Source organism: Caulobacter vibrioides (assembly GCF_002310375.3).
In the GTDB taxonomy this organism is placed as follows: Bacteria; Pseudomonadota; Alphaproteobacteria; order Caulobacterales; family Caulobacteraceae; genus Caulobacter; species Caulobacter vibrioides_D.
Genome location: NZ_CP023315.3, coordinates 1,399,887 through 1,410,214, shown reverse-complemented (window position 1 = coordinate 1,410,214; position 10,328 = coordinate 1,399,887). Strand labels below are relative to the sequence as shown.

The 10,328-nt window shown below is 67.7% G+C and carries 14 protein-coding genes and 2 pseudogenes; 5 read left to right on the top strand and 11 right to left on the bottom strand.

Going from position 1 to position 10,328, the window contains the following annotated elements; translation table 11 throughout:
• The first annotated feature begins 70 nt into the window (after window positions 1–70).
• Window positions 71–592 carry a VanZ family protein gene (locus CA606_RS06660; protein ID WP_096051836.1) on the top strand — a complete coding sequence of 174 codons (522 nt, stop codon included), beginning with the start codon at window positions 71–73 and terminating at the stop codon, window positions 590–592.
• Here the strand turns inward: CA606_RS06660 and CA606_RS06655 are convergent.
• The 5 genes and pseudogenes from CA606_RS06655 to CA606_RS06635 form a co-directional block, all read right to left on the bottom strand.
• Window positions 585–869 (bottom strand): hypothetical protein, encoded by a 285-nt coding sequence (locus CA606_RS06655; RefSeq protein ID WP_096051837.1) that lies wholly within the window; start codon window positions 867–869, stop codon window positions 585–587. The two genes, CA606_RS06660 and CA606_RS06655, sit on opposite strands and share 8 nt — an antisense overlap.
• An 81-nt stretch (window positions 870–950) precedes the next feature.
• Window positions 951–1,515 (bottom strand): annotated as a pseudogene (locus CA606_RS06650) (HNH endonuclease).
• Between the two features lie 161 nt (window positions 1,516–1,676).
• The gene (locus tag CA606_RS06645; RefSeq protein ID WP_096051839.1) at window positions 1,677–2,318 is read right to left on the bottom strand and encodes a DNA-3-methyladenine glycosylase family protein; all 642 of its coding nucleotides are present in this window, start codon (window positions 2,316–2,318) and stop codon (window positions 1,677–1,679) included.
• 51 nt (window positions 2,319–2,369) lie between these two features.
• A complete protein-coding gene (gene greA, locus CA606_RS06640) occupies window positions 2,370–2,852 on the bottom strand; it encodes a transcription elongation factor GreA (protein ID WP_096051840.1) in 483 nt (160 codons plus the stop codon).
• 177 nt (window positions 2,853–3,029) lie between these two features.
• Entirely contained in the window at window positions 3,030–3,140 is a 111-nt protein-coding gene (locus CA606_RS06635; protein ID WP_096051841.1) for a hypothetical protein, read from the bottom strand.
• A gap of 167 nt (window positions 3,141–3,307) precedes the next feature.
• Here CA606_RS06635 and CA606_RS06630 point away from each other — a divergent pair, with 167 nt between their 5' ends.
• Both CA606_RS06630 and gluQRS read left to right on the top strand, forming a co-directional pair.
• Entirely contained in the window at window positions 3,308–3,937 is a 630-nt protein-coding gene (locus tag CA606_RS06630; RefSeq protein ID WP_181242819.1) for a TetR/AcrR family transcriptional regulator, read from the top strand.
• A complete protein-coding gene (gene gluQRS, locus CA606_RS06625) occupies window positions 3,934–4,773 on the top strand; it encodes a tRNA glutamyl-Q(34) synthetase GluQRS (RefSeq protein WP_096051843.1) in 840 nt (279 codons plus the stop codon). Before CA606_RS06630 ends, gluQRS begins: the two co-directional genes overlap by 4 nt.
• Window positions 4,774–4,820: 47 nt before the next feature.
• Here gluQRS and CA606_RS06620 read toward each other — a convergent pair whose 3' ends face one another.
• From CA606_RS06620 to CA606_RS06600, 6 genes and pseudogenes are all read right to left on the bottom strand, one after another.
• The gene (locus tag CA606_RS06620; protein ID WP_096051844.1) at window positions 4,821–5,132 is read right to left on the bottom strand and encodes a winged helix-turn-helix domain-containing protein; all 312 of its coding nucleotides are present in this window, start codon (window positions 5,130–5,132) and stop codon (window positions 4,821–4,823) included.
• Window positions 5,133–5,140: 8 nt separating this feature from the next.
• On the bottom strand, window positions 5,141–5,788 hold the full coding sequence (locus tag CA606_RS06615; protein ID WP_181242887.1) for a hypothetical protein: 648 nt from the start codon (window positions 5,786–5,788) through the stop codon (window positions 5,141–5,143).
• 17 nt (window positions 5,789–5,805) lie between these two features.
• Window positions 5,806–7,044 carry an acyltransferase family protein gene (locus tag CA606_RS06610; protein ID WP_096051846.1) on the bottom strand — a complete coding sequence of 413 codons (1,239 nt, stop codon included), beginning with the start codon at window positions 7,042–7,044 and terminating at the stop codon, window positions 5,806–5,808.
• Window positions 7,045–7,081: 37 nt separating this feature from the next.
• Window positions 7,082–7,210, bottom strand: a pseudogene (locus CA606_RS20010) (hypothetical protein); the annotation flags it as partial.
• A 35-nt stretch (window positions 7,211–7,245) separates the two neighbouring features.
• Window positions 7,246–7,974, bottom strand: coding sequence for a GNAT family N-acetyltransferase (locus CA606_RS06605; RefSeq protein WP_096051847.1), 729 nt, complete (start codon window positions 7,972–7,974; stop codon window positions 7,246–7,248).
• Entirely contained in the window at window positions 7,971–8,603 is a 633-nt protein-coding gene (locus CA606_RS06600; RefSeq protein WP_096051848.1) for a TlpA family protein disulfide reductase, read from the bottom strand. Before CA606_RS06600 ends, CA606_RS06605 begins: the two co-directional genes overlap by 4 nt.
• On the opposite strand from CA606_RS06600, the gene argH reads away from it, so the two are divergent.
• Both argH and CA606_RS06590 read left to right on the top strand, forming a co-directional pair.
• Window positions 8,604–10,022 (top strand): argininosuccinate lyase, encoded by a 1,419-nt coding sequence (argH, locus tag CA606_RS06595; RefSeq protein WP_096051849.1) that lies wholly within the window; start codon window positions 8,604–8,606, stop codon window positions 10,020–10,022.
• The gene (locus CA606_RS06590) at window positions 10,001–10,321 is read left to right on the top strand and encodes a hypothetical protein (RefSeq protein WP_096051850.1); all 321 of its coding nucleotides are present in this window, start codon (window positions 10,001–10,003) and stop codon (window positions 10,319–10,321) included. Before argH ends, CA606_RS06590 begins: the two co-directional genes overlap by 22 nt.
• The last annotated feature ends 7 nt before the right edge of the window (window positions 10,322–10,328 follow it).

Sequence of the window (10,328 nt, the reverse complement as noted above, 5' to 3'; positions counted from 1 at the left end):
TAACCCTGTCGCTTTACCGAATGGCGCGATCTTTCCCCTAGGGTCAGCACGTCCCGAGGAGATCGCGTTCTTGCTTAAGCCCACCCACTTCGTCGTCGCCGCCCGCGTCACGCTGGTGCTGGGCGGCCTTGCGGTCGCGGTGCTGGCGCTCGGCCCGTTCCAGGGCGCTGAGCGGATCGTTGGCCTCAACGACAAGGCGGCGCACGCGATCGCGTTCGGCGGCCTCTTGGCCGTGTCCTTCCTGGCGTTTCCACGCATGCGCCGCAATGACCTGGCGATCGCAGCCCTGGTGCTGGGCGCCGGGGTCGAGGTGGCCCAGCTGTTCGGCGGCCGTAGCGCCAGTCTCCTAGACTGGCTCGCGGACGCAGCCGGGGTGCTGACGATCTATGGGGCCAGCATGATCGAGACCGTCCGCAAGATGGTTCGCGAACAGGGCGACATGACCTTCGCGGAGATCGCCGCAGCGGACCGTCGCCGGGCGCGTCGCAGCGCCCCGGCCGTGTTCACGCCCCGCGTCGAGGCGCCAAGGGTCGAGCCCGCCCCGCAGCTCAGCTTCGCCCAGCGCGCCGCGCGCCGGTTTCCGGTCAGGTAATACGCTTGACGCTGACGGGGTCGCTCGCGGGGAAGCTCTCTTCGAGCCCTTCGTCGAGCAGCGCCTCCTGGCGGCTTTCTGACTGGGCGACCTTGCCGGCCAGCTGATCGTGCTTCTCGTCTTCGGCCAGCGGATGAGGGGCTTCACGCGCGTGCGGCGCGTCGAAAGACTTGTCATCCGAGCGGATCTCGCCATCCGACGCCATATCGGCTTTGGCAGCCGCGGCGGCGTCGGTGAACGGGTGCTCTTCGGTGTCGTTGGCGGGGGTGGGGCTCATCTGGGGTCTCCATGGCGACAGCCTTGAGGAAACCCCTACCCAGCGGCGCGGTTGCATCCGACCGCTGGGCAGGCGGAGCGATCAGGCCTCCAGCTCGATATCCCAGTAGAGATAGTCCAGCCAGCTGACGTGCAAACGGCCTGGCGGGAACCGGCGCCCGCGCTCTTGCAGCTCGTACATCGAGGGGCGACGCGCGGTATGGAACGTCTGCATGCCCGCTTCGCGCGGGGTGCGCCCGCCCTTGCTGAGATTGCACGGCGCGCAGGCGGTGACGATGTTCTCCCAGGTGGTGCGCCCGCCGCGCGAGCGCGGGATCACGTGGTCGAAGGTCAGGTCCTCGGGCGAACCGCAATACTGGCAGCTGAAGCTGTCGCGCAGGAACAGGTTGAAGCGCGTGAACGCTGGCGGGCGCTCTTGCGGCACATACTGTTTCAACGCCACCACGCTGGGCAGCTTCATCTCGAACGATGGAGAGTGGATGACCTGGTCGTAGCTGGCCACGACGTCGACGCGGTCGAGGAACACCGCCTTGACCACCTCCTGCCACGGCCAGAGGGACAGCGGATAATAGCTCAGCGGCCTGAAATCGGCGTTCAAGACCAGAGCGGGCATGCCCGACGGGGGGGCGGGTGAGGACCTGCATCAAGTCCTCCTCACGAGGCGGTCAGGGCCTCGGACGATGGGGTACGCGACAGGACTGAAGACGGGCCTCCTTCCTACGCTATTCAGGGAATCGCCATTCATTCCCGAACGCGTGGAAACAATGATCCGACTCAGCGACAGAACCAAGACATCCTTGGCTCGTTTTCAGAAGGGTGCGATCTCGCGACGCTTCACCGCGCCGTAGCAGGCCCAGAGCATGTGCGCAGCTACGCCTCTGTAGGGGCGCCACAGCTCGGCGCGGGCATAGGCCTGTTTCTCGGTGGGGCGGGCCTGCGCGCCATCGACCCAACGCATGGCTTCCTGCAGCGCGACGTCGCCGCCAGGAAAGAGGTCCATCCGCCCTTGCGTGAACATCAGGAAGACCTCGGCCGTCCATCGGCCAACACCCTTGATGGCGGTCAAGGCCGCGACCGCCTCTTCGTCAGGCAGCGCCCGCAACGCATCAAAGTCGCAGGCTCCGGACAGATGGGCTTCGGCGATGGCCCTGGCGTAACGGGCCTTGGGTTGCGAGAGACCCAGGGTGCGCAGATAGGTCTCGTCGTGGGCGGCGACGATCGCCGGGGTCATCTCCGGCAGCCCCGCCTCGACCCGCGCCCAGATCGCCGCCGCCGAGGCCAGCGAGACCTGCTGCTGCACAATCATCTTCAAAAGCCCGGGGAAGCCGCCCAGGCCGACGCGCCAGGCAAAGGCCGGCGTCACGGCCTCGACCGCCGCCAGCGCCGGATCGGCGGCGACCAGGGCCTTGCGTGCAGCCAGGATCGCTTCGGCGGAAGGCGGTTCGAACATCAGGCCTTGGTGGCTCTGCCGACGTCGACGCACAACCCGAAACTTGCGACCCTACGCGATCGCAGTGATTTCGATCTCGCCGCCGGGCGCGGCGGACACCTCGCCGACCGCCTTGCCGAGCAAGGCCCGGGCGATCGGGGCGATGTAGGAGATCGTCCCCTTGGCGGGATCGGCCTGATCCTCGCCGACGATGCGGAAGGTCTGCACGCGGCCGTCCTCACGCTCGAACGTCACGCGGTCGCCAAACTGCACCACGGACTTGGACGGGTCGCGCTCCATCAGCTGGGCGGTCGCCCGGCGTGCGGACCAGTAGCGCAGGTCCCGCGTGGCGCGGGCCATGGCCGTGCGGTCGCCATCGGCCGCGCCGCCGGCGCTCTGGGCGGCGGCGTAGGCGGCGCGGGCGTCGGCCAGCGCGCGCTCGATCTCGGCGAGGCCGTCGGCCGTCACCAGGTTCGGATGGGTGGAAATCGGACGGTCCGGCAGGTCGGCGGCGAAGGCTTCGCTGTCGCCTTCCTTGGTGAAGGCGACGCTCATGGCCGGAAGACGCTCTGAATCATGGGAAAAGGCCCGCTACGCATCGAAAACTGAGCGCCTGGGGGCAAACGCATCCCGCTTTGGTTAGCTCCGCCTACGGTGCGGTTCAAGCCTGCGGTGCGGAACGCGGCGGCGGGCGGTCGCGGCGACCAGCCCACCGATCGCGAGTCATCCGTCTTAGAGAACAACGCCGACGATGGCGGCGGCGACGCCCAGCGCGATGACCAGGAAATAGCCAGCGGCCAGTCGGTCGAAGGCGGTTTCAAAGGCGTTCAGCGTGCGGTTCATGATCGTGGTCTCTCTGAATGGCTTTGTCCCGATCCCCTATGGATCATCAGCCTCGCCGCAGTGAGCCAATCTGGACGATGCTTAGATAGCACCAATCTAAACGCCGTCAAGATAGTCTTTACAGCGTTTAGATGAAATTTTAGAAAGCTATGGTTAGAGTGAGGCCGATGAGCACCGCGACCGCCGAATCCCGCCCCTATCACCATGGTGATCTCAGCCGCGCCCTGATCGACGCGGCCCGCAAGATCCTGGAGACCGACGGCCCGGCCGCCCTGTCTCTTCGCGCCGTCGCCCGCGAAGCCGGCGTCAGTCCCGCCGCGCCCTATCACCACTTCAAGGACAAGGCCGAACTGCTGGAAGCGGTCGCCCACGAGGGCTGGCACGAGCTGGACGCGGCGCTGTCAAAGGCGCGCGCCGCGACCGAAGACGCCCGCGACCAGATGACGAACATCGGCGTGGCCTATGTCTGCTTCGCCCGCGACAATCCGGCGCTTTATCGCGTGATGTACGATCGTTCGCGCGACAAGGACGCCCTGCCCGATCAGCTGAAGGAAGACGGCGCCTATTGCCAGGTCCGCGACACGATCGGCGAGAACAGCGGCGGCCGCGCCACCGAGATCGACCTTGAGCTAGCGACTATCGCCGCCTGGTGCGCCGGCCATGGCCTGGCCGAAATGATCAGCTTCAAGCAGTTTGCGCCGCTCAAGGAGCTGCTGGGCGGCGAGGAGGCATTCCTGCGCGCCGTCTTCGAGCACCTGGGCATGTTCGCCAAGGTCATCGACCAGGATCCGGCTTGACGCTCGTCACCCGGTTCGCGCCTTCCCCCACGGGTTACCTGCATCGCGGCCACGCCTATTCGGCGCTGACCGCGTTCGAGACCGCGCGCCAAGCTGGCGAGCGCTTTATCCTGCGCATCGAGGACATCGACGCCACCCGTTGCCGGCCGGAGTACGACGCGGGACTCCTTGAGGATCTCGCCTGGCTGGGCCTGCGCTGGAAAGCGCCGGTGCGTCGACAGTCCGAGCACCTGGCCGACTACGAGGCGGCCATCGGGGCGTTGCGCGAGCGCGGCCTCGTCTATCGCTGCTTCAAGACCCGCAAGGAAATCGACATCGGGCGCGCGCCGCACGAACCTGCCCTCGCCTATGTCGGCGCGCCGCTCGGCGCCGGCGAGGAAGCCGAACGGCTGGCGCGCGGCGAGCCCTTCGCTTGGCGGCTGTCTCTGGCCGCAGCGCGTGAGGCGCTGGGCGGCTTCGAGGCCCTCACCTTTGTGGAGGAAGGCGGGGACGGATCCTCGCCACGCACTGTCCAAGCCCTGCCCGAAACGGCGGGCGACATTGTCCTGGCCCGCAAGGATGTCGGCGTGGCCTACCATCTGGCGGTCGTCCATGACGACGCGCTGCAAGGGGTCACCCATGTCATCCGGGGCGAGGACCTGTTCGAGGCCACCCATATCCAGCGTCTGCTGCAGGCCCTGCTGGGCTTGCCGACCCCGACCTATCGCCACCACGGCTTGCTGACCGGGCCAGACGGCAAGCGCTACGCCAAGCGCGACAAAGCCCAGACCTTGCGGGAGCTCCGGGCGTCAGGCGTGACCGCACAAGATCTTCGCGCGGAACTCGGCTTTTCCTAGAACCCCGATCCTCCCGGCGAACGCCGGGGAGGTCGGAAGAACTTGGATCAGCCGCCGCCCGCCTGTTCCACCAACTGGCCCATGGCCCTCAGATAGCTTGAAAACGCCGCCCGGCCGGTGTCGGTCAACCGCACACGGGTCAGAGGCTTGCGGCCGACGAAGCTCTTGTCGATCGACACGTAACCCGCCTCCTCCAGCTTGCGCAGATGGATCGACAGGTTGCCTTGCGTGACCTCGAGCACGTCCTTGAGCTCGGTGAAGTCGGCCACCTCGGCGCTGGCCAGATAGGCGACGATACCCAGCCGGACCCGGCCATGGATCACATCGTCCAGCCCGCTGATGTCGAACTTGGGGGCCACGAGGCGTCTCAGTCCGCCGACTGCATGGCCTGGCGCATCATGTAGAAGCCAGGGGCCGCCATGAACGCGAACAGGCCAAAGCTGGCGATCAGCAGGTAAAGGTCCGCGCGCTCGATCAAGAGCCCCATGGCCACGCCCGAGACGAGCCAGCCCAGGGCGACGACCAGCATCCACATCCGCCGGCGCAGTACGTAGATCACCTGCCACACCGCGCCTTGCAGGATGAACACCACCGCTGGATGGAACAGCCAGTAGTGGAAGTCCTTGTGGCGCGAGGCGGCGGCCGCGAAGACGATGATCAGGGCCAGGTTGGCGACGCCTGTCGCCTGGAACGCGGCGTTGACCGCGCGATTGGTGACGCCGCGCTGCGGGTTTTGGCGATCCTTGATGATGACGATGGTCATCAGCACCAGGAACACCACGGTCGGCGCCCAGGCCAGGATCAGGTTGCCGAGGTCGCCAAGGCCGATCAGCCCGCGCTCCTGGACGACATAGACCAAGGACTGAAGCCCATAGAGCAGCCCGGCCGCGCCGTAGAGCGCCCCACCGGCGACGCCCAGCCCGCCGCGTTCCTGCGAGCCCTCGGCGAGGCCGCGCAGGAAAGCCAGGTCGTCCTGGACGCTCTTCAGGTCTTTGCTCATTTCGGCCCCTCTCAGCGCGGCATCATGGACGGTCACAGGATTCGGCCCAACAGCGGCAGGCGGCGAAGCGCCATAGTCAGGATCCAGCTCAGCAGGGTGGCGCCCACGAACACCGCCGCGCCCTTGGCCAGTCCGCCCCAGGCCTGCGGCAGGAGCAGCCACGCCAGCCAGGCCGTGAAGACGTAGTGGGTCAGGTACATGCCGTAGGCGTTGGCCTGCAGGCTCGCCGCCACCGGACCGGTCGTCTTCACGAAGCGCAGGAAGGTCGCCAGGGCCGCGAAAGACAGGGTGGCGCAGGCCAGGGCGAACATCACCCCGCCGCCGACATCCAGCGCCAGGCGCGGCGGCGGCTTGGGCGAGAAGGCCATGATGATCACCGCGATCACGCCCACGATGGGCAGGATCGGCGCGGCCTGCCAGGCCCACCAACGCTTGGCGAGCTTGCCTCCAGGGTCGGTCAGCCCCTGACCAACGCCCGCCGCACCGACCGCGACGCCGGCCAGGAAATAGACGAGGTAGTGGAGAACGCGCGAGGTCTGCACCGTGAAGGGCCCCACCTGCGTCCAATGCATGAAGGTGAAGGTGGCGCTCAACGGGATGTAAGCCAGGGCGCTGGCGACGACGAGGCCCAGGAAGAACAGGCCAGGCTTGCGGTCAGCGCCGCGGACCAGGCGGCCAAGGCCGTCGATGGCGCCGGGCGCGACGATATGGATGGCCGTCGCCACCGCACCGAAGGCGAGCAGAACCCACAAGAACCACGCCGGGCCGCTAGGCCAGGACGGCAGGTCGAGCCAGGCGCTTGCAAAGCCGGCGATGGAGACATCCCCACCCGCCTGCAGCCACGCCGGGAAATAGGCCAGCGGCGCCAGCAGGCCGGCGGCCAGCACGAACGGAACGCCCAGTCGCGCGGCTCTTCCGCTGAGGAAGCCGCCATTCCCCTTGGCCCGCAGACCGTCGGCGACGAACAGCCCCGAGATGAAGAACATCAGCGACATGAAGAAGAGGTCGTTGATCAGGGTCAGCAAGCCAAACAGCTCGAACTTCTGCGGATCGCGGACCGGGAAGGCCTGCCAAAGGTAAGGGGCCTGGCTGAAGTCGCCGATGGGCGGCGGGTTGGGCGTGTAGGCCAGCACCGTGTGGTGAGCGATCACCAGCAGCGTGACAAAGGCGCGCAAGGCGCCGATCGGGGCGTTGCGGCCGCCGATCTGGGCGATCGTCGATCGTTCGGTGGCGCTGATGGGCGCGTGCATGGCTTGGCTCCCCTTCCTCAAGTGGCCGCATCATGGATCAACAGGTTTGTTTTGTAAACTAGTCTATCGTTACCCCGCCTCTCTCCGTGTCATCCCGGGCGGCGAAGCCGACCCGGGACCCAGGGGCCAAGCGCCGTGCGGTCGCCCCTGGGTCCCGGCTCTCCGCTTCGCTGCGGCCGGGATGACACAGAATAATGCTTTGAATTTAGGGCGTTACAGCGCTCACCGCGCCCAGTAGCGATACCGATACGCCGGCTCGAAACCCTCGTCGGCATACAAGGCGATGGCGGCCGCGTTGTCGGCCTCGACCTGCAGCCAGGCGCGATCCGCCCCCAGGGTCGCAGCCTCGGTCAGCAAGGCGCGCAGCACCAGGCGGGCCAAGCCCTTACGGCGGTGATCGGGCGCGGTGCGCATGCCGAAGATCCCCGCGAAGCCGCTACTGATGGCGCTGGCGCCGATCGCCGCCGGCGCGCCGTCGATGTCGAGACGCGCGAACCGTGCGGGCGCCGGGATTCGCCGGAGGGTCCCCAGACGCTCGCGGCCATCCTCGGGGTCGCCGGCCGTGGCGGTGAACACCGCCTCGAAGGCGTCGTCGGGCGTTGTGGAGACGACCACGCGATCGCTCCCCTGCCCGCCGGTCGGGCCCAGCATCACCAGGGTTTCCTTGGTCGGCGCATAGCCGCGCACGGCAAGCCGGCGATCGAGATCTGCGGGCGCGAAGACCCCGTCTGTCAGCTTGAAGCGCGGCGGCAGCCCGCGCGCCTGCAGCCAGGCCTCGGCCGCCGCTATGGCCTCATCGACGTCGCGATCGGGCGCGCCCAACGGCCAGCAGGCGTTGATGCGCATCGAATGGCCTGAAGACGCGTTCAGCCGCCAGCCGCCCAGGGCGGCCCGCTCCCGCGCGGGCCAGGCGTCGTCGGCCAGCGGCTCCAGCCGCGCAGGATCGATCACTTCTCGGCCAGAAGCTTTTCGACGATTCCCCGCACCTCGGGCGCCGACCAGTCGGCCGGACCGGCCAAGCGCGCGCGCTCACGACCCTGACGGTCATAGATGATCGTCGTCGGATAGCCCTGAGCGCGCGGCTGCAGATCGAAGGACAGCTTGTAGGAGGGGTCGCGATAGGTGACGAGCGGCGGGTTGGCCGCCATCTCTTCGCGAACCAGATTCAGATCGCTGTCGCGGTCGACGCTGATCGGCAGCACCGTGACCGGCTGGGTCGCATAGGAGGCCTGAAGCTTGGCCAGCGTCGGCATCTCAGCCTTGCAGGGCGCGCACCAGGTCGCCCACAGGTTCATGACCACCACGCGCCCCTTGAAGTCGGCCAGGGTCGTAGGCTTGCCGTCCATCGAGGTGAACACCGTCGTCGGCGCAGGGCGCGGCGTGGCGGGCACGTCCAGCTTCTCGAAGGCGCCCTTCTTGAATTCTGTGAGGTCGGCGGGACCAGAGGGTTTGAACGAAGCCGACGCGATGACGTATAGAACCGCCGCGACGCCCAAGAGGATGACGCCCGCCAGCGCCATTCTCATAGGATTACGCTTCTTGGCTTCCTCGCCGTTCTGACCCGACTGGACTTCGTTCATATGACCGACAACGCCTCCAACACGCCCAAGGCCAACGGCCAGGGCCAAGCTATGTGGGGCGGCCGGTTCTCGGCCAAGCCGGCGGAACTGATGCAGGCGATCAACGTCTCCATCGGTTTCGACAAGCGCCTTTGGGCGCAGGACCTGGCAGGCTCCCGCGCCCACGCCCGGATGTTGATGAACCAAGGCGTGATTTCAAGCCATGACGGCGAGGAAATCCTGGAGGGTCTCGCCCGCGTCGAGGACGAACTGCTCTCGGGCACCTTCCCGTTCCGCGACGAGTACGAAGATATTCACATGAATATCGAAGCGCGGCTGCGCGAGCTGATCGGCCCGACGGCGGGCCGGCTGCACACCGCCCGCTCGCGCAACGACCAGGTGGCCGTCGATTTCCGCCTGTGGGTCCGCGACGCCTGCGACCGCACGGTCGGCCAGCTCGAAGCGCTGCAGAAAGCCCTGCTGGCCCAGGCCGAGGCGTACGCCGACGCGCTGATGCCCGGCTTCACCCACCTGCAGCCGGCCCAGCCGGTGACCTTCGGCCACCACCTGATGGCCTATGTCGAGATGTTCGGCCGCGACGCCGGCCGCTTCCGCGACGCCCGCGTCCGGATGAACGAATGCCCGCTGGGCGCGGCGGCCCTGGCCGGCTCGCCCTTCCCGATCGACCGCCACCAGACGGCGACGGCGCTGGGCTTTGATCGCCCGACCGCCAACTCGCTGGACAGCGTCTCCTCGCGCGATTTCGCCCTGGAGGCCCTGTCGGCCGCCTCGATCACCGCCACGCACCTGTCGCGGCTAGCCGAGGAGATCGTGCTGTGGACGACGCCGATGTTCGGCTTCATCAAGCTGACCGACGCCTTCACGACCGGCAGCTCGATCATGCCGCAAAAGAAGAACCCCGACGCGGCCGAGCTGGTCCGCGCCAAGGTCGGCCGGATCCTGGGGTCGCTGACCACCCTGACCGTGGTCATGAAGGGCCTGCCGCTGGCCTATTCGAAGGACATGCAGGAGGACAAGGTCCCGACCTTCGAGGCCTTCGACGCCTTGGAACTGAGCCTCCTGGCCATGGCCGGCATGATCGCCGACCTGACGCCGAACACCCAGAACATGGCCAAGGCCGCTGGCGCGGGCTTCTCCACCGCCACCGATCTGGCCGATTGGCTGGTTCGGACGCTGAACATGCCTTTCCGTGACGCCCACCACGTGACAGGCTCCGCCGTGAAGACGGCCGAGGGCTTGGGCGTCGATCTGGCGGATCTGTCCCTGGAGCAGTTCCAGGCGATCGAGCCGCAGATCACGAACGCGGTCTACGCCGTCCTGACTCCGGCCGCCTCGGCGGCCAGCCGCATGAGCTATGGCGGGACGGCTCCCGCCCAGGTCCGCGCCCAGATCGCGCGTTGGAAGGAACTGCTGGCATGATCCGCCCCCTCTCGATGCTTACGCTGGCCGCCCTGGCCGTCGCGGCCGCCGGCTGCGGCAAGCAGGGCACGCTGGAGCGTCCCGCCCCGATGTGGGACGCCCAGAAGAAGGCCGCATGGGCCGCTGAGCGCCGCATGGCCTCATCCCAGGCCAACCAGCCGGCGCGCGCCGGCGGCGCCCAGGAGATCCGCGATCCGGCCTCCAGCAACCGCACCATTCGCGCCGCTCCCCTGCCCGGCACCCGCGATCCGTTCGGCGGTCCGTCCGCCGCCGGCTTCCCCGGCGCCACGCCCAACTAAGAGACTA

What these genes read in the sequence shown, in the direction of transcription:
- greA (WP_096051840.1), bottom strand. Translation starts at nt 2,852, where the DNA reads ATGAGCGTCGCCTTCACCAAGGAAGGCGACAGCGAAGCCTTCGCCGCC.
- CA606_RS06645 (WP_096051839.1), bottom strand. Translation starts at nt 2,318, where the DNA reads ATGTTCGAACCGCCTTCCGCCGAAGCGATCCTGGCTGCACGCAAGGCC.
- CA606_RS06630 (WP_181242819.1), top strand. Translation starts at nt 3,308, where the DNA reads ATGAGCACCGCGACCGCCGAATCCCGCCCCTATCACCATGGTGATCTC.
- argH (WP_096051849.1), top strand. Translation starts at nt 8,604, where the DNA reads ATGACCGACAACGCCTCCAACACGCCCAAGGCCAACGGCCAGGGCCAA.
- CA606_RS06600 (WP_096051848.1), bottom strand. Translation starts at nt 8,603, where the DNA reads ATGAACGAAGTCCAGTCGGGTCAGAACGGCGAGGAAGCCAAGAAGCGT.
- CA606_RS06635 (WP_096051841.1), bottom strand. Translation starts at nt 3,140, where the DNA reads ATGAACCGCACGCTGAACGCCTTTGAAACCGCCTTCGACCGACTGGCC.
- CA606_RS06655 (WP_096051837.1), bottom strand. Translation starts at nt 869, where the DNA reads ATGAGCCCCACCCCCGCCAACGACACCGAAGAGCACCCGTTCACCGAC.